Below are 20,217 nucleotides of genomic sequence, written 5' to 3'. Positions count from 1 at the left end.
TCTTTCTATTTATTTATCAGGGTGAGCTCGGTAGTTTTATGCAAAACTCTCCAGTTTTTTTTGTCGAGTTTGGCAAACACTGCGTGGAAGTACGGAACCACGGGTGTTTTGGGGATTTAAGGGCGATCGAATAACGCGCTTTCCCAGAATCCGGCGGGGAATGAATTCCCCGCCTCATAGCGAAAGTCCTCTCAAAGAGGACTGGTAAATTCTTCAGTCGGCGACCGACGACTTTCGCTTTGAGGCTCTTGTTTCAACAAGAGCCGGAGTTCGGGATTGCGAGATAGCCGGATTGCGCGATCGATCTGCTTGTTAACACTAAAGATCGATCGCCCCTCAAGCCTTTTTGTTCTTTCTATTTATTTATCAGGGTGAGCTCGGTAGTTTTATGCAAAACTCTCCAGTTTTTTTTGTCGAGTTTGGCAAAGACTGCGTGGAAGTACGGAACCACGGGTGTTTTGGGGATTTAAGGGCGATCGAATAACGCACGGGTGGTCATAAACCGGGTTTTTCGCAGAAGACTTCGTTACAAACCTGCATAAATCGCAAAAACCCGGTTTATGCAGGTTTTGATGCGTCTTAACAAAAATTCACATCTAATTCAACTGCCCAATCCACCGCACAGCAAGACTTTCAACCATCCTCTGAAAAAAATTTCTGAATTTCGCATAAATTCCTCCAACTTACCCTGATAAATAAATGTAGGAACAAAGTTGCGGCCGCACTTAACTATGACTGATAAATCCAACCCCTCCGAGGGGGAAGACCACTTATCCGACGAAACCGATGCTGTTGGGTGCTCAGTAAAATCGGAAAAGTTCGATCGAGATCCCGCACACCAGCAAATCGTCGAACTCGTCACCAAAGCTTGCCAGCAGCCCCCCGGCAGTATCAGGCGAAGTCGTTTCTTGAATCAACTAATTCGAGAGATTATCAAATCCGGCAAACTCTGGAAACCAAAAACACCTTACTATGAAGAGGCATTGCAAGAAACCTGGATCTATCTCAATCGAAATTTATGTGAAGCTACCACAGCAAAACGACCTTACGATCCCGAAGAAAGCCTGATTACTACTTGGTTAAATAGCTATCTCGAAAGGCGGCTTTTTGATTGTCGTCTGGCCCCAATAAAAGAAAGTGAGACACCAAACCGCCGTCGAATAGCGTCCTCAGAAGGAAAACAAGACAAAGAAACCATCAATCCCATTGACTATCTCGCCGCCGATTATGATGTAAGTTTCTATTTGGACGAACTTCTCGCATGGATAGAAACCGATCCAAATAACGAGTTAAAAAGCAGACACGTTAGAGGCAAACCGCAGATAAATTGTCAAGTTTTATTGCAGCGAAAATGTTTGTACGGTCAAAGTCTTAAAGAACTCGCCAAAGAGTTTGGCTGCGCCCATTCTACTTTATATCAATTGTTCAACAATGACTGCCGTCATCTGCTGCAAAAATTTTGCGAAGACCAAGGATATCAAACTTTAAATATACCAGGAGTGTACCAAAACAATGAACCATAACAACCTTTGGGAAATCGAATCTTTGCCAATGCCAATTACTCAGAAGGCACTGCAAGTTGCTCAGCAGTTTGCCACCCAACAGCGCCACCCGCAAAGGCACGAGCAAGTTTATCTCAATACTTTGGCAGTGCTGGCAGTTCGCGATTATCTAAAAATCATCGATATTGAGACTGACTTGACTGAATGCGATAGCTGGAATCCCGTAATTCGCCTGTTTGCAGATGCGGGAGATTTGTATGTTAAAGGATTGGGAAAAATCGAATGCCGTCCAATTAAAAATCGACCTCAAACTCAAGAAACTGGCAACCAGAATTCATCTGCACATCCGCCTGAGATTTGCCCGGTGCCGGTGGAAGCAAGGGCAGAACGCATTGGCTATATTGCTGTAGAAATTGATGAGGAGGAAAAGGAAGCGAGATTGCTTGGTTTTTCTCCCAATGCGGATGCGGGGGAATTAGTATTGAGCGAATTGCATTCCCTGGATGATTTTTTAGGGCATCTAGAACATTTGTTGGAATCTCAAATTAACCTCAGTCAGTGGTTGATGAATGTATTTACGGCTGATTGGCTGCCTTTTGAAGCGGTATTTAACCAGCAGACACAAACTTCTCAGGTGGAGATTCAAAATCCGGTTGAATCTCAGTTAGGCAATTGGTGGCAAAATTTTGTAGACAGATGTTTGCAGCAATTGGATCGAGGTAAACAAAATTTAAAAAACTTGATTTCTCCTGACGAAACCCCCAGTTTTGCATTACGAGGAGGTGGAAATTCGAGAGAAGAATCTGCGTTACAGAGCAGTCAAAGTAGCATCAATAGGTTTCCCGAAGCCGATGTCACGCGGGCTAAGTTGATTGACTTGGGAATGCGGCTGGGAAGGACAACGGTGGCTTTGTTGGTGGCGATTGCTGAAGAGAGCGATCGCACTGTCAGAGTTCACGTTCAACTGCATCCGGCGATCGGAGAACGTTACCTGCCCCAGAATATTAAACTTTCCTTAATCTCCGACATCGGTAAAAATCTAACCGAGTCACAATCAAGGATTCAGGAGAGGTACATTTTGCTGAAGGATATTGAGGTCGATCGAGACGAGAGTTTTAGTATTCGAGTAGCTTTAGATGATTTCAGCGTCACAGAAAATTTTGTGGTATGATATCTCGATTAACTCTACTCGCGTCTAATTTATGAGCTTAAGATTTATCTTGGGTTTAGGGATTGGGGATTTACACAAGGGTTTTCCCGACATCACAGGGGAGTTTCAAGAAAACCAAACAACTGTTCATAAATTTAAAGGAAGTTTGCCACCAGCCCCGGAAGTTGACGATCTGCAAAAAAGATGGCAACTTATTTGTCGTGCGGGAAAATCTAGCAACATCCTTTCTAGAATTAAAGTTAAGGCTACAGGGACAACCAATATTTGTGAAGATAATCCTCAATTGATCTATCAATATTTGAATGAATCTATGAGGCTGTGGCTGAGTAGTGAGGAGTTTTATGCGGGAATTGAGCATAATTTTAGAAATGTAGTTGATGCGTTTGGTGGTCGAGATCGGTGCTTTGAAGTATTTCTCGAAATCAAAGATTCGGAAAATTGGCATCTGCCTTGGGATGCGTGGAAATTTCGCGAAGATTACAAAAACTGTGAAATAATTAAAAGTCCGTCCCAGTATAGAAAAGCTCTCAAAAAGGCAACTACAGGCGGAATGCCTCTGCCTTCGCGAGGTAGAATTTTATGTGTCTCCGGTAATAGTGACGGACTCGATCTGAAACAAGATGAGAAAAGTCTTCAAATGTCTTTTGGCGATCGCTGCAAGTTAGAATTTATGCAACAGCCAACACCGGAAAAGCTACGCGAGAAGTTGTTAGAGGATGAAAAAAATTGGCAGATTTTATATTACGGCGGGCATAGCAATAGCAATGCTGTCAATGGATGGCTGCATATTAATGAAGCAGATTGCGATAATACTGTCACAATAGACTATTTAAAAGAGGGGTTGGAAAAATCAATTTTTCAAGGATTGGAGTTGCTAATTTTAAACTCGTGTTCTAGCCTCAAATTGGCAGCAGATTTAGTAGCTGGAGGCTTGCCTTTACCGTCAATGATTGTGATGCGTGCGCCGATACCAGATAAAATTGCTCACGATTTTGTTAAGTCTTTATTCGGATATTTAAGCAAAGAATATCCTTTGTTTTTAGCAGTACGAAAAGCTAAGGATTATTTACAGAAATGGGAATCTCAGTTTCCCGGTGCGAGTGCGATACCAGTGCTCTGTCAGCAGCCAACTTTTGATGGGTTGACTTTACTGCAATTAAAGCGCGATCGCCCTTTGATGGCTGCTGCGGATGATGTGGTGGACGATCGCCCAAACAACGATATCTCTATTTTTATTTCTAATTTGATGCAGCGCCTGGGAATCGGTTTAGCTACTACCGCTAGCAGTTATATGTTAATGGGCCCGATACTTGCCCCAGTTGCTAATCAAATTGGCATGGAAAACCACCGTCAAAATAAACCTTTAATTGCGAAAAAATTCTACAAATTAGCAAGTTTAATTAACCTTAATTATGCACAGCCTTACTATAATTTAGCTATGTTGTGCGACGAATTGAATGACGATCGCGGTGCGTTAGAGGCCATGCAAAATGCTGTATTGCGAGGACTTCCTGATGCTTCTGCTCAAATATCTAAATTATTCATTCGCAAGGATAAACATCAAGCAGCTTTAAAGGCGATCAACCTTTGTTTAGAACACGCTAAATACGACGGTGTAAAAGCTGCTTGTATCAAAAATCGCGGCTGGATACGGTTTAAAGAACAGCAGTATGACGATGCAGAGATAGATTTTCAAACAGCAATTGGATTGACAGACAATAGCCCGGAAGCTCACTGTTTTTTAGCACGGGTTATGGAAACTAAAGGTAAGCCCCATGAAGCGTTAGAACACTGGGAAAAAACGATTAAATATTCTAAATCTAGCGTACCAGAACAAGAGCAATGTATCCAAAGTGCTAAACAACATTTACGAATAAAAGGAAATATCAAGTGAAAATCAGGATTGCAGTTTCTATAGCTTTAAGCTCGATCGCAACTACCGCACTAGCAGCCAGTAACAGAATATCCAACGGACTGATTATCCATAGTAGCGGGGAAGTTGCGATCGAGCGCCAAAACGGGCTAATTGTCCGCCCTACCAGCGGTACGCCGATTTATCCGGGAGACACACTGCGAACAGCACAAAACGCACAACTGACTATCCAATGTGCAGATTTGGGAATTAAGTCGATCGCAGGGAGTGAAAATCAATTGAATAGCTGTTTGTTAGCGAAACAAGAGTCGAAATCTGATTGCAGCAAGGACTTGATTAAATGTCCCGATCGCGGCGACGATAAAATTGCTTGGAATAGCGCGCCAATTCCTTATATTATCAGTCCGCGACGGACGAAATTGCTCGACAGCAAGCCAATTTTGCGGTGGAATCCGGTTGCTGGTGCTACTAGCTATAAGTTGAGCCTCCGGGAAAATGGAGCGAAATTAAACTGGGAAATGACTGTTAGCGGTACTGAGGCTGTGTATCCGGGGGAACCGGCGCTGAAACCGGGTGTTAGGTACCGATTGATTGTCGAGGCGAATACGGGTGCTTCTTCAGAAAGCGCTGTTGGGGAGGGGGATATCGAGTTTAGCTTGCTGGATGAGACTGAGGTGGAAAGGGTGAAAAGTGAGGTTGGGGCGATCGACAAACAAGTACCTAACGAAAACGCCAAAAAATTAGCCATTTCTAGCGTTTATCTTAACACAAACTTGATTGCCGAAGCAAGAGAAATTTTAGAAAATTTACAAGAAACAGGCATGAAAACACCGCCCATTTATCGCACGTTGGGCGATTTGTATCTAGAAAAGCTACAACTGGTTCCCCAGGCTGAAGTCTACTATTCCCAGGTGATTAATACCGCGAAACCTGACGATATTGAGGAGTTGACGGCCGCTCGATACGGATTGGGACAAGTTCATTCAGCCATGAGAAATAATCTGGAAGCTATGAAATATTTGCGAATGGCAAAAGATGGATATACAACCTTGGGAGATTTGCCAATGGTGGAAAAGATTGAGAAGCAATTGCGGGATTTGCAAAGGAGGGAAGACAGGAAATAGTAAGGGGCTGTGACGTTAATTCCGGCAGGGTTGTGACGTTAATTTCGGCAGGGAATGAATTCCCTGCCTCAAAGCAAAAGTCCACTAAAGTGGACTGACATCAAACTTTTTTCTACAGTTCTATTCAAAGGACTTTCGCTATTAGCCAGGGAATTCATTCCCTGGCGGACTCGCGGGATGTGACGTTAATTCCGGCAGGGAATGAATTCCCTGCCTCAAAGCAAAAGTCCACTAAAGTGGACTGACATTAAACTTTTTCTACAGTCCTCTTCAGAGGACTTTCGCTATTAGCCAGGGAATTCATTCCCTGGCGGATTGACGGAATTTGGGACTGTCAGAGGGCGCTGGCGGACTTTCGCAATTATCAGAGTGTACGAAACATCATCTACTAACAAAACCATGAAATCAACACACAAAAAACCCCGCTTTTTCCTCACTTTTCTCTCCTTCACCACCTTAACAATGTGGGAAATAGGACTTTTCTCCGCATCCCAAACAGCCACAGCCCAAATTACCCCCGCAACCGACGGCACTAATACTCAAATTACTCCCAGCGGCAACCAATTCAACATCAACGGCGGCCAACAATCCGGCGACGGTGCAAATCTATTTCACAGTTTCCAAGAATTTGGTTTAACTCAAGGGCAAACTGCCAATTTTATATCAAATCCCAATATCCGCAATATTTTAGGGCGAGTTGTCGGCGGCGATGCTTCGCTGATTAACGGATTAATTCAAATAACTGGCGGCAATTCCAATTTATTTTTAATGAATCCGGCGGGGATTGTTTTTGGCACAAATGCCAGTTTGAACGTGCCTGCTGCTTTCACTGCGACTACTGCGACGGGCATCGGTTTTGGCAATAACTGGTTTAGTGCGGCTGGTACTAATGATTATACTCAATTAGTCGGAAATCCTAATACTTTTGCTTTTACAAATACGGAACCGGGAGGAATTGTCAATTTAGGCAATTTGGCAGTGGGACAAGGGCAAAATTTAACTTTATTGGGCGGCACGGTTTTGAGTACGGGACAACTTTCTGCACCGGGAGGAAATATTATTGTTGCGGCGGTTCCAGGTGAGAGTTTAGTCAGAATTAGTCAACCGGGAAATCTGTTGAGTTTGGAGATTCAACCGCAATCTGTAGCGGGCAGTTTGCCTCAAAATTGGGTGTTGCCAGTTGCATCTTTGCCGCAGTTGTTGACTGGTGGCGGGGGAAGTGCAACGGGGGTGACAGTCAACGCTGGAGGGCAAATAGAATTAACGGGTTCTGGTTTGCAGGTAGAGAATGGAGATGTCGCTGCTAAAGAAGTAACTGCGGAGACTGCAACGCTGTCAGCTAATCGCAATTTGACATTAGTTGAAAGTCTGTTGCGTACAACTGGCGATTTGAATTTGCTGGCTGACGATACTGTGCGGGTGCGCGATAGTGTGGCAAATCCGTTTGTGGCTAATGCTGGCGGAAATCTCTACATTCAGGGAAATCAAAGTATCGATCTTTTGGCGCTAAATCATCTTTCGCAAACGCCATTTGTCAGCGGCGGAAATCTGACTTTAGTGAGTGATGGCATGATATCTACAGATGCTCACTTTCGCAGTGGCAATAATATGTCAATTGTCGATCGAGCGGGCAAACCTGCTAATTTTACCAGTTTGTACGATCCAATTATGCAGCCTAATGACTATACCTCTGGGGGATATACGGGTGCATCTATCAAGGTAGATACGACTTCGGGTACTGGAAATATTACTTTTAATGGAAATATCATAATTACGAGTCCCGATGCAACTTTTGCTAATGCTTCTCCCGGTACAGATGAATTTATCTTGGGCAGTTCGCGATCGGTAATTTTGCGATCGGGTGGTGACATTCAAGTAGTAGGAAAAATTGATACTTATGTCGGTCAGGCTATTATCGTAGGCCCTGTAATTCTACAAGCTACAAGAGACATTCAAATAGAAGGGGTTAGAACAAATGGGTTTAATAATAATGGTGGTGATATATCTTTGACTGCTGGAGGCAACATTGTTACAGGAGAACTTACTACTCTAGTTCCTACGACGATTGGCAATGGCGGTAATATTAGTGTTAATGCAGGTGGCAGCTTTACTCTTAAAGGAAATATAGGTACTTTTTCAGCAGTCAATAATAGTGGCAACATTACTCTCAAAGCAAAAGACGATATCTCTATCAATTGTGTAATTCCCTCTGTTTGTATAGAAACTTTTGCTGGGGGAACTCCTGGCTTAACAGCTCAAGGCAATAGCGGGAACATTACCATCATCAGCGAACAGGGAGCTATTAATTCCCTAGGAGAACCAATAAGAATAAATGCCGCCAGCCCCTCTGCTGTCGGCACTCCCGGCAATATAATATTACAGGCAAGGGGTAACATTAGATTAGGTTTTCTAACAACGGAGAGTCAAGACAATTCAAAATCTGATGCTGGTAATATCACTATTACGAGCTTAAATGGCAATATAGAGATTGAGAACATCAATAATTCTTCAGACAACGGGAATAAGGGTGGCAATCTTACTGTCTCTACCAGCGGCAATATTATAACAGGTGATGTATTAAACTACGGTAAATTGCAAGGTGGGAGCGTTGATTTTACTAGCACGAAAGGCAGCATCACTACAGGGAAATTAAATGCAACCAGCTCTCAGGATTCAGGAAATGATACGATTTTTCTACCGGAAAATGGTGGTTCAATTACTTTGAGTGCCGATCGCAATATTACGACTGGCAATCTCACTGTAACAGCGAATCAAAACGGCGGCCCGATCGCACTTACGAGCACTGCCGGTTCCATAAATACCGGAACGATCGATGTCACGGGCGATCGCGCTGCTGGAAATCTTACCATTCAAGCCAACAGCGGCATCACAACACCGACAACAGGAACCGCGATCACGGGTACTTCTAATAACGGCAACGGTAGCAATGTTACTTTATCTACTACCAGCGGTGACATTAATATAGGCAATGTATTAGTATCGGGAATACAGGGTGGAAATCTTAACTTTACTAATAGCAACGGCAATATTACTACAGGCCAGCTATTGACAAGTTATGACGGTTCATCTCCCGATCTTAAAACTAATATAGGCGGCAATGTTAATCTAAATGCTGGGGGAAATATTACTACCAGCGACATCCGGGCGATCGGCAATCAAGACGGCGGCTCAATCACGTTTAAAAGCGGCGGGGCGATCGACACTACGGCAGGAATCATCAATGCGATCGGCGGCAACAACGGCGGCAATATTTCCCTCGAAGCTGGAACCAACATCAGTACAGCAGGAATTGGTAGCGCTCTCTTATTAAGCGGCTTCAACGCCAATAGCGGTAATCTTCGCATTCAAAGCGGCGGTAATATCGACACAACTGCCGGCCCAATTATTACCGCTGCGGCAAATGGCAAGGGCGGAGATATCACCATAAATGCTGGCGGAACAGTTTCGACATCTGATATTAATTCCCGCACTTTCGCTCCCAGTATTACTGTGACTGGTGGCAATATTGATGTCAAGGCAAATGACTCTATTACTGCTAAGGGAAATATCGAAACCAACCGCAATAACATTACTTTTAACGCTCCGGTAACATTAGGTGATAACCTGTCGGTCAAAATTTTAGAGACTGGCGATATTACTTTTCAGTCTACTGTTGACGGGCCTTACAGTCTGACTGTTCAACCCGATGCCGGAAGTGTTGATTTTGGCGGTGCTGTGGGCAGTGTTACTCCCCTCAACAGCGTCAATATTCAAGATGATATTCCCGAAAGTGCCGCTGCAATTAACATTATTACTACGAATAATATTACCGCCCAAAATATCACCTCACCCGCCGGAATTTCTTTGTTTAGTGAGAACGGAGAAATCACAACTAAAAATCTTGATGCGACTTCCCCTAACAATGGCGGCAATATCGATCTGAATGCTGGAACTAATATTACTGCGGGCGATATCAATACCTCGTCTGCTGGTAATGGCGGCAGTATTTTGCTCGACGCTACCGGAAGTATTAATGTTGGTAAAATTGACTCTTCGGCAAAGGGGAATGCAGGGAATGTTACGGCTTATAACCGCAGTGCTGCGGGCGATATTACTGCGAGTCTAATTAACGCTCAAAGTAGTCTCGGCAAGGGTACGGGAGGCAATGTCGAGATTCGGATGGGAAGGTTTTTTCGATCGCTCAATTCCTTCACAGACAGCAACGGCATCAATGCTAGCATTTCTACGGCTGGAAGTCCTGGAGATAGCAGCGGCGGTACTATAATTATCCGCCACGGAGGCGCAGGATTAACGCCGTTTATTGTCGGTGATTCTGCCACAAATGGAACGGCGGGTGCAATTACTAGGGGAAATTCTAATCCTATTCAAACAATTTTGCCGGATAACTCCTATCTCTATACTCACAGACAGGATGTCGATCGCATTCAAATTATTTCCGTACCGCCGCCAATAGTTGCACCGACACCCGCAGCTACTCCAACACCCGCAGCGACTCCAACGCCCGCACCCACACCCGCAGCGACTCCCACGCCCGCACCCACACCCGCAGCGACTCCCACGCCCGCACCCGCACCCGCAGCTACTCCCACGCCCGCACCCACAGCCGCAGCTACTCCCACGCCCGCACCCACAGTCGCAGCTACTCCAGCGCCTTCCCCAACACCGACTCCAGCGCCCGCAAGCACGCCCTCACGGCAACTCCCACCGCGTGTACCCGTCGCACCTTCGGCAACTCCCGAAAGCTCGATCGCACCTGCCCCAACTCCCGAAAGCTCGATCGCACCTTTCCCAATTCCCCAAATATTTATCGAACCTTCGGCAACACCCGAAACTTCGATCGCACCTTCGGCAACACCCGATCCGATACCTGATTTTGCGATCGACTTCCAACTACCTGAATTGCCCGCTTCATTCGTACTGCCACCCCGCGCGCGCCCCACACAGCCCTCAACGCCCACAACCCCAAACGCTGCTGCCCGCATAGCTTCGACACCTACCCTTCCCTCTGTTTCCCAAATCCTCTCCTCCCTCGCCACTCAACCTACGATCGCCCCTCAACCTTCAAACGCGCCAAATCCCGCGCCCACAGCCCCTCTTGCCTCTCTAACCCAGCCTGTAACTCAGATTCAGCCACCACCTACAAGTGCGATCGTACCCGCACCTACAAGTGCGATCGTACCCGCGCCCGCTGTCAGCCCAAGCCAAACTCCGCAACAGGAGTTAGCTTTTTTAATTGGCGATTTATTGGGAGCACAAACCTCGATCGACCAAAATGCTGAAACGGGAAATACCGAATTAGATTGGAAGCGTAACAATGAAACAATTATCTCCCTAGAACTTCCTTACTCCCCGTCAGTTAACACGATTGCGGGAGCCGAAGCAAATAACCTAATTTCCACACAGACATCTACTGACAATTTAACTGTTTCAGTCGCAGAAACTCCGCCGGAAATAATTGTGCAAACTCCTAGTTTACCGATTGCTAATTCTGAACCCTTTGATGTCAATCTTTCTGATCTTTGGGAGAGAATAGCTGCAATAAATACAGCGCCAGTTCAAGATTCACCGAGTATTACTCCAGCGCCCGCACCAATTCCCGCACCAACTCCAGCGCCGCCACCAACTCCAATTCCCGCAACAATTCCAGCACCCGCCCCAACTCCCGAACCAACTCCAGCACCCGTAGCAACTCCGATCGCAGAAAATCCCCCACCCGCAGATATCCCAAATCTCTTTCCCTCACCAATTAGCAGGTTGCTCGTAGAACAAACTTTAGAACAAGGCAATGCTAACGATGCTGTTGCTTTAATTGACCAACTCTTTGAACAAGACTACGAAAATTATTATGGGGAAAATTTCACGGATAAAAAAATCAACGTTCAATATCTAAGAGAAACTCTCAAAACAATTAAGGAAGAAACCGGGAAGCAAGCTGTAATTGTTTACGTTGTGGCAGGTATCCGAGACTTGTGGCTAATTTTAGTAGTTCCAGATGGCCCTCCAATTATCAAAAAAGTCGCCCTTGCCACAATAATAGAATTAAAGAAAAATGTGAAATATTTGCAGGAATATTTAGGGAATCCTTGGGGTTCGCAAGATACAAGATATTTGCCAAGCGCCCAGGAACTTTACAAATGGTTAGTTGCACCGATTTCTCAAAATTTAGAATCATTAAATATCGACACTCTCATTTTTGCATTTGATGCCGGTTTGCGCCAATTGCCCATAGCAGCTTTACACGATGGCAACCAATTTTTAATAGAAAAATACAGTCTAGGTTCAATTCCCAGCATCAGCTTGACTAACACCAATTATCAAAGTTTGCTGAATGCCGAAGTTTTAGCAATGGGTGCTTCAGAGTTTCCACACACCAAGAAAGAGCGTTTGCCAGCAGTGCCGATCGAATTATCTGCGATCGCCGGGAGGAGAACAGAAACGCAAAATCCAGCAGGATTTCCCTTGTGGCAAGGTCGCTCTTTTCTCAATCAAGAATTTACCCTGCAAAACCTGAGAAAACAGCGAGAACAACAGGAATTTGGAATCGTTCACTTAGCTACTCACGCCAGTTTTCCTCAAGGCGAAAATGGAAAAAAAGAAGCTGAGATTGATTTGTGGGACAGCTCTTTGGCGCTAGATGAATTTAGGTTGGCGAAGTGGTACGATCGCCGACAAGTAGAATTATTAGTGCTGAGTGCGTGCGAAACTGCGATCGGGGACAATACAGCAGAAATGGGATTTGCTGGACTGGCCGTCCGCAGTGGTGTAAAATCAGCGCTAGCGAGTTTGTGGAAAGTTAATGATATCGGCACTTTGGCGTTGATGACCGAGTTTTACGGCAATTTGCGATCGGAAAACATTAAAGCTGAAGCGCTCAGAAAAGCTCAACTGGCAATGATCCACAAACAAATTTTAATTAAAAACGGTCAATTGCGGGGGACTGAAGGCGCGATCGACCTTACCCAATCGGCGCAAGTACCAAATGCAGATTTCTCACACCCGACGTTTTGGGCCGGATTCACAATAATTGGCAGTCCCTGGTAATAGGCGATATCTGTAGGGAAACGGCACAGCGCCGTGTCGGGTGCGATATCTGTAGGGAAGCACTACGCCGTGTCCGGCGTCCAGAGTATCCCTGACAATTCCCGCATCCAGGATACCCGCCACGTGATTCATCCGTCCAGAAATAAAAAACCTGTACCCGATGAAACTTGCCGAACGTATTTATCTCGCGCAAGTCAATTCTAAAATCTAAAATCTAAAATCTAAAATCTAAAATCGATTGACTACTATCTTTTTATGTCATAAATTGGCTATGAATAGCAAAACTCAACACTAGCGGGGCAAAACCTGTGGGCAAGTTTGATAAAATATTCAATTCAGAAGACCAATCCGAAGCAAGCTTGACTTTAGAAGAATCCGTAGCAGCGGTAGCACTTGTGGCAGCGGAGGCAAATTCCCCTGATACGGATGCTGATATCTTAGAAAGCATACTTTGGGAATCAGAAATATTTGCTGAATACTCGGAAGATGATATGTCAGCAATGTTTCAAAGACTCGCCGGTATTGTTGCCCAAGACGGTTTAGGAGCATTATTTAATACTGCTTGGCAATCCATGCCCGATGAGTTAGTATTGGATACTTTTGCCATAACCGCAGCAATGTTTGTCGCAGATGGCGAAATAGCTCAGAAGCACCAGGCTTTTCTTCAGGAATTCCAGCAAGCATTAGGTGTGGAAGACGAGGAAGCTGCAGAAATTATTGAGGATGTAATTGCTGCTTACTCGGAAGTAGAGGGCGAAGAGTCTGATTTCGATGCGGCATGGTACGTATCTCCTGAAGGCAATTTTAGCGTTCCCATTCCCGTTGATGAGGAACGAGGCGGTAAAATTGATGAGCAAGAAAGCTGTGTCGCATTTTCTGACGACTTTGGCGTTTTGCTGAAAATTGATTATTTCCCTGTTGCGGGTGAAGTGGAAGAAACAATCGAGTCGGTTGGCGAGGAAGGTTATCTCAAGTCTTTTCTCGACAATTTTGTTTCTCAGGCAATTCTTGCTAATGTTGCCAATTCTAAGTTACTCCACGCAGAATATTTAGAAGATGAAGAAGCTTATTTCGTGGTTTTAGATTTGCCTGGGGGTGCAACTATCAGGGTGCAAGAAAACGATCGCCCTCTGACTCGGTTGGATGCTTACCGGGGACTTATGGCTTTTATTGCTGACGATTTTTGCTACACGGTAAGCTGTCAGCGAATTTATCAGGAGGGGGATGAATTGGGTTCCCTGGAGTCTGAAGTTGAGGGAATTATGAACAAGATTTTTGAGTTTATTGAGACAATCGAATTCGGGCCGATCGAATAAAGAGGACTTATACCTTTTTCGATTAAAGAATTGGGACTGGTGCGATCGATTGACCGTAAGAACCCGGCCGGGGCGGGTTTTTGAGATTGTCAATTATTGGCGGGTATTGTTGGTGAACCCGCCCCTACCATATTAATGGTAATTGATAGGACATGATATTACAGGTTTTTTTGCAATAAAATAGTGCGATCGACAACAGGGTTTTTTGACCGATTCTCGATCGCACTTCCAGATACATTCAGTCAACCACAGTCGAGAGGCAGCAGCAATTAGCCGCCATTTTCGACTAATTAGTAGTCTGAGCTTCCACCAATCTTTGCTTGAGTTCTTCCAGAGCACTCGCCCAGCGCGGATCTGGCTGCACCGAGCCGGAATCAGCGCTCGACACCGTTGTTGCTGACTGATTGCGGCGAGACTTGTTGTTGTCACCCCGACGGCGATTGCTTTTGCTGGAGGCGCCTCCACCTTGGCTAGGGGGAGCTGACGAGCGCTGCTGTTGCTGGGGCGCAGGCACAGGCATTGGAACAGACGCCGATGCCGACACCAACTGTGGTGACTGGGGCGACTGCTGCTGATCGTCTTCGCCCTTCTCAGATTTACCCTTAGAGCGGGGTAATGCCTTCTCTATTTTCAGCGGGTTTTCTTTGAACATCAAGCCATTGTATTTCTCAATAACTTGGTCGGCTTGTTCGTCGGTTAGCACCGTCACAAAACCAAATCCTCGGCATTTTCCAGTTTTGCGGTCTGTAATTACCTTGGTGGTAACAGATTCGCCCTCCGGTGCAAAAACTTCTTGCAATTCTTGGCGATCGAGTTCCTTGGGTAGATTGCCAACATAAAGACGAATAGACATGAAAAATTCCTCCCGACTTGGATTTTAATTAATTTGCTCGAACAGAATTACCTGAAGTCAACTGAATATTGACTTCAGGCAAACACCACATAACCGGAGAATTGGCGCATTCCTCCCACCAACCTTGACAGCTCCCCCCACCTTTTAGAACAAAAAGATGATTTACTCTGATAAGGCCGGAACTTAACCGCCGATGCAGAGAGCTTTTAAATCTCAGGTTGTTGTGTAAACTTTTAGTCATCACTCAAATGTTTAGGCTATTGGCTATTCTGTATTACTTGCTTCCGGTTTTGATTCAGAATGTTTATAGCCAGCGCCGTCTAGAAATTTATGTCCAAGGATGTCAATTGTAAGCGATCGGAATGCCAGTATTCAGTTTAATACAGTGATGGATAAAATGGCTAACATTTTTTCAGCCAGTAATCTTACCTCGTTCCTAATCTCGCTCCTAATGCTGAGAACTACTCATTTACCCACTATCCCTTAAATCCGGCCCGGCAGAGTCCGAGCATTCTTTAAAGGTATCACAGCCTTGGTAACAGAGCTAGTTATTTAGGAAGATTTCAGTCTGTATTTAACGGAAACCACATCTGAATCACTTTTGAGAATTCATCCCGCACAGCAAAAATAGCGATCGAAAAAAAACAGCCGACAAGCGGCTGGCTGTACTTGCTGTGTTGGGATGTTGACAATTTTTACGCAATGCCTTAAGGGATTTTAGCCAACTGAAGTTATCGCGCTGTTTGATTCAATCCAATTTATGTAAACTAATGTAACAGACCGCTGGCAAAAAAGCAACTTTTCTTTACGAAGGAAGTTCGGCAACGAGCAATGTACGGGATGTAACGGATGTAACGGATGTAACGGATAGACTGTAGGGTGCGTAGGGAGCAACTCCAGAATCCGATCGCCCATCCCCTGTTTAACTCAAAACTCATCTGGGGCTGCGCGTTGTGCGCGATCGAGTGCGGCAATCTGATAACTATTCCTCATACCTGTAAAAAATGCAATTGTAGGCAACCTCGAAACCCTTATGCAGTAAGTCATTTCCCATTCTTCAATCTAAAATCCAAAATCTAAAATCCAAAATCGTCTCACCTTGGCCCCTGGATAATAATGTATGCGCCCCAAAAAGCAGCAGCAAAGGCCAAAATCGCAGACCAAATCGGATGTCCGCTGTCACTAACCCTCCCTCCTTGACTGCGGAGACTTTCAAGGTCGATCGCCACAGTAGCACCCCGGCGCAGCCAACCAGTCGCCACCACAGATGTTCCGATCAAATCGCTAGGGCGAGTAGTCTCTTTGAACAAAAATGGCCACAAAGAGCCAATGTAGCCAAACCTCGAAACATAGTGCAACCTCACCAAACCCGTCGCCGTTTGCAAAATCAAATCTTGTCCCAGCCAATTACTCATACCCGATCGACCCAAAAGTTGCCCTTCCAGCCGCACCGGTTCAGCATCCAGCGGCAAACTATCAGGATTTGACAAAATTTCCGGCAAACTCGGCGAAGCGGTTTCTCGCGGTATAATATCCGGGAAGAAATAATTGATCCGCATCAAAGTACCGATGCTAAATCCGATCGGCAAACAGCCCCAAATAATCGATCGATCGCCCCAAAGCCAATCCAACTGCCAAATACTCGTCCTCGAAAAAATCCCCCCAATCAGCCAAAGCACCCCGACTATCGCCAAACTCATCGGAATTCCAAAAAACGGCGCACCCTGTAAAAATAGTTTTGAATCTTTAAATTCGACTATTGACTTAAACAGAGACAATTTTCCTTTCCTGGGTTGTTCTTGCACTCCCGCGTCTACCAAATCTAACTCTGTCTCCAGTTGCCAGAATTGAGCATAAAGAGCCAACAGCTTCAAACGCTCTCCCAGCAAAGGATGCGCGCGGTTAACCGTCAACCAATTGCGCTCCCGATTGCTGACATCCCACAGCAAAATCTGTTCTAGCGGCGCGTGTAATGCAGCAGAACCAAGGGTTACAGCTTGTCCAACGCCTACAGGTAACAATAGATCGAAACTTTCCAGGAAAAAGCTAGTTTGTTTTTGCTGTTCGATATTATCAGCAATGCCGATCGCAATTTTAGCCACTGCCCGCGTCAAACCGTTAGGATTGCCCGTAATTTCCGCAGCAGTGCGATCGCTAAAATACACTCTGCGGCGCGACAGCCACAACATCGGCCAGCGCAACAACTTATAAATCCCGTAACTCGTAGCAGAAATTGCAGCGGCCACAAATTTAACAGCAGAACGCAAAAACTCGATCGTCATTAAATCACACAACCGCTCTTGCCAGTGCGCCACCTGCCAATAAATCAAGTAAGGAATCTGAATCACCAGCAGCGCCAGCGACATCGGCGCAAAATCCCAGTGAGAGATATGGGCCAACTCCCGCGCGAAAATCGTGGCAATTTCATCATCCGTCAATTGTTCCAACAGCCCGCGACTCACAGCAATCCGAGCAAAACGGGGCAAACCGCCGTAACTGAAAGCTACAGGAACATTCAGCGGCAAGAGTTTCAACACCGGCACCGGCATATTTTGCTTGGTACAATAACTTCGCAGTACCCGACTAGCTTCCTTGCTGTGCTTGGATAAAACTGACCCGCGCAGGGTTTCGATGCCGCAAAACAGTTTTAGCAGCGAGTCTATCAGCCAGGGAGACGAGGCCAAAAGCAATCCAAAAACCATCTGAACAAACGGAGTTGGATCGCGGTAAAAAAGCTGAATCGGCGCGAAAATAGGCAGTCTAGTGAATATGTAAAGCTGAACCAACAGAGAATTAGTGTTTGTCAGCAGGAATTGCAGGATAAACCGGGCTAGGAAAAATAGGGCGATCGCACTTGCAACGGCTTGTATCCGAAACTCCAGCAACTTCAGCGGTTTGAGCGGGCGCGGGCTTTTGGCGCGCCCGGTGTCGCGCCAAGTGAGTTGGTAAGTGGTAATATCTGGGCTGGCGACTCCGGGAATATCTGTTGGGGAAGCGGAACTATTTTCGCCGCTAATTTCTGCGGTTTCGGGTGCGGTTTCGGTCGAGTTTTCCGGTTCAGAAGTCTGGCTTGTGGGGGGTGGAGGTGGCGGGGAAATCGGTTGCGATTTGGCGTTCCCAGGCTCTACAGCAGGCTCTAAAGGTAAAAATCCTGTTTTTTTGTCTACGGTAGGTCGTAGCGAAGCGGGGCGTAAGCCATCGCCCCCAATCGATTGTTTCGGCGATTTTGTTCCGGCATCAAAGGCGACAAAGCCTGTTTCGGGGGGAGTTTCTGCGGATTTTGGTTTATTTTCCGGTGGTTTTGGGGGGGGAGGGGGGGTTAATTCTTTTAAAGCGCGATCGGCCCAAGTTTTGACTTGAGGGTTGGGACTTTTGGCGAGGGAAGAGCACAGGGCGATCGCCTTTTTCAGATTACCGGTTGCTTTGTACGCACCCACTAACCCCATCTGCGCGCGGATTCCCGACGGCTGATTAGCTGCGGTTTGGGTAACGGATTCTAAAAGGGCGATCGCCCGATCGTAATCCCGCGCTTTCAAAGCAGCTAACCCAGCCTCTAGAGACTGTTTTGCAGATGAACCCGATTGATTTGAATTAGGTGGAGATACCATTACAGTGCTGGCGATCGCGTCCTTTCTAAGATAGCTTGGGTGGTCGATCGATAACTGTTCTAACACAGCTCTATTTTGCTGTCATTAGTTGCAACTTTTGCCGCCAGGTACTTAAATAATTTCACTAAAATTATTTGTTTCTGAGATATTGCGCGATCGCCACGATCCGACAGGGGTTTAAACCCCTGCCTCAAAGCTAAAGTCCTCTACAAGAGGACTGAAGAATTATGCCAATTTGTGGTTAAATACTTCCTTGCTCTTTTAGTCTCGCGTTGCGCGGACTTTGTTTGACAAGAAGCGATTTCAATCGCCAGGTTTTAATCTCTATTTTTTGATGCTAAAATTGAAAACAGTAGCTAAAGGAAAAATGCCATGTCAGACCAAGACATCGCTAAGATCATTACGATCGAACCGGGTAAGCGAGGTGGTCAACCTTGTATTCGAGGTATGAGAATTACGGTTTATGACGTGTTGGAATATCTCGCTTCTGGGATGACTTATCAAGAAATCCTAGAGGATTTTCCCTATCTCACGCAACAGGATATTTTAGCTTGCTTGAGTTTCGCAGCTAAACGAGAGCAGTTTATGTTAGTTGTTGGGTGATGAAACTACTAAAGAAACCGGGTTTTTGGCTGAATCTACGAATCACAACGAAATATTCAAGGGAAAAACCCGGTTTCTGGCTACCCGTGCGTCAGCCCTAAATTTGCTAAAATACACCCAGAAAATATCAAAATATAAATATGAACGAATCCCAAATACCCCAAATTCCTTGGCTGCCATTAAGCCGAGAAGCGCACAAACTATCAGTTACCGACAGATTAGCTCTAGTCAACGCGATTGTTGAGTCCATCAGACAGGAACTCCGACCCCGCCAACCTCTGCTAGATGATTTTGTGGAACCCATGACGGGGCTAGCAAAAACTGATACACCACCCGCAACAGATGACGAATTTGAAATTAGATTGCGGCCCGATCGCAAAGGTGCGGCGAAGCGACTCAGAGGGCTAGCAAAAACCGATACGCCACCTCCAACAGATGCCGAAGTTGCACTCATGTTAGAAGAGCGTTTGGTGGAGAAATACCTAAAATGAAGGTATTAATAGACACCAACATTATCCTCGATAGTTTGCTAGAACGAGAACCGTTTGTAGAAGATGCTGATGCTTTATTTGAGGCGATCGAAAATGAGCAAATTGAGGGATATGTAACGGCAACAACCTTAACAAATATCTTCTACATTGTCCGAAGGCAAACTCGCAGCCTCGATCACGCTAGGCAAGCTATTGCTGAAACACTAGCATTAATGAAAGTATCTGCCGTCGATCGCCACGTTTGGGAAATAGCATTTGCATCTAATTTAACCGATTTTGAAGATGCCGTGCAGTTAGCTTGTGCGCTGTCAGATAACTTGGAGGCGATCGTCACCCGCGATGCAGGAGATTTCGCCGGTGCTACTTTACCAATTTTATCACCTAAAGAGTTATTAAAACGTTTGGGGGATAAGATTAACAGGACTGACACACTCCGACAAAGAAACCCGGTTTTTGGCCGAATCTACGAATCAAAACCAAGAATTATCGAAAAAACCCGGTTTCTGGCCACCCGCGCGTCAGCCTTCAAAGAAACCGGGTTTTTGGCCGAATCTACGAATCAAAACCAAGAATTATCGAAAAAACCCGGTTTCTGGCCACCCGCGCGTCAGCCT

General features: G+C 45.6%; 11 protein-coding genes. 9 read left to right on the top strand and 2 right to left on the bottom strand.

Translation table 11 applies throughout. The features are described 5' to 3' along the window. The first annotated feature begins 731 nt into the window (after positions 1-731). The 6 genes from QUA88_RS26115 (at position 732) to QUA88_RS26090 (ending at position 14,048) form a co-directional block, all read left to right on the top strand. Entirely contained in the window at positions 732-1,523 is a 792-nt protein-coding gene (locus QUA88_RS26115; protein ID WP_333209067.1) for a sigma-70 family RNA polymerase sigma factor, read from the top strand. Beyond that, positions 1,513-2,673 carry a DUF1822 family protein gene (locus QUA88_RS26110; RefSeq protein ID WP_333055375.1) on the top strand — a complete coding sequence of 387 codons (1,161 nt, stop codon included), beginning with the start codon at positions 1,513-1,515 and terminating at the stop codon, positions 2,671-2,673. Before QUA88_RS26115 ends, QUA88_RS26110 begins: the two co-directional genes overlap by 11 nt. Before the next feature lie 31 nt (positions 2,674-2,704). Further along, positions 2,705-4,567: a CHAT domain-containing protein gene (locus tag QUA88_RS26105; protein WP_333274588.1), complete on the top strand. Its 1,863-nt coding sequence runs from the start codon at positions 2,705-2,707 to the stop codon at positions 4,565-4,567. After that, positions 4,564-5,670 (top strand): hypothetical protein, encoded by a 1,107-nt coding sequence (locus tag QUA88_RS26100; RefSeq protein WP_333274585.1) that lies wholly within the window; start codon positions 4,564-4,566, stop codon positions 5,668-5,670. The genes QUA88_RS26105 and QUA88_RS26100 overlap by 4 nt, the downstream gene beginning before the upstream one ends. A gap of 462 nt (positions 5,671-6,132) precedes the next feature. Continuing rightward, positions 6,133-12,732: a CHAT domain-containing protein gene (locus QUA88_RS26095; protein WP_445300604.1), complete on the top strand. Its 6,600-nt coding sequence runs from the start codon at positions 6,133-6,135 to the stop codon at positions 12,730-12,732. 308 nt (positions 12,733-13,040) lie between these two features. Beyond that, positions 13,041-14,048, top strand: coding sequence for a tellurite resistance TerB family protein (locus QUA88_RS26090; protein ID WP_333058242.1), 1,008 nt, complete (start codon positions 13,041-13,043; stop codon positions 14,046-14,048). Positions 14,049-14,334: 286 nt separating this feature from the next. On the opposite strand, the gene QUA88_RS26085 is transcribed toward QUA88_RS26090, so the two are convergent. After that, complete coding sequence (locus tag QUA88_RS26085) at positions 14,335-14,901, bottom strand: RNA-binding protein (protein ID WP_333274579.1); 567 nt, start codon at positions 14,899-14,901, stop codon at positions 14,335-14,337. Between the two features lie 1,094 nt (positions 14,902-15,995). Beyond that, positions 15,996-18,575, bottom strand: coding sequence for a zinc metalloprotease HtpX (locus tag QUA88_RS26080; RefSeq protein ID WP_333274576.1), 2,580 nt, complete (start codon positions 18,573-18,575; stop codon positions 15,996-15,998). Positions 18,576-18,881: 306 nt separating this feature from the next. Between QUA88_RS26080 and QUA88_RS26075 the strand changes: the two genes are divergently transcribed. The 3 genes from QUA88_RS26075 to QUA88_RS26065 all read left to right on the top strand — a co-directional run. Further along, positions 18,882-19,112: a DUF433 domain-containing protein gene (locus QUA88_RS26075; RefSeq protein WP_333058245.1), complete on the top strand. Its 231-nt coding sequence runs from the start codon at positions 18,882-18,884 to the stop codon at positions 19,110-19,112. Between the two features lie 140 nt (positions 19,113-19,252). After that, complete coding sequence (locus QUA88_RS26070; RefSeq protein ID WP_333058246.1) at positions 19,253-19,603, top strand: hypothetical protein; 351 nt, start codon at positions 19,253-19,255, stop codon at positions 19,601-19,603. Next, the coding region (locus QUA88_RS26065) for a PIN domain-containing protein (RefSeq protein ID WP_333274573.1) at positions 19,600-20,217 on the top strand (618 nt) is incomplete at its 3' end. The genes QUA88_RS26070 and QUA88_RS26065, both read left to right, overlap by 4 nt.

Origin of the sequence: Microcoleus sp. D3_18_C2, from assembly GCF_036702395.1 — a bacterium.
Classification (GTDB): domain Bacteria; phylum Cyanobacteriota; class Cyanobacteriia; order Cyanobacteriales; family Microcoleaceae; genus Microcoleus.
Note: the sequence above shows the minus strand (reverse complement) of the source record. Positions and strands in the feature narration are given on the sequence as shown.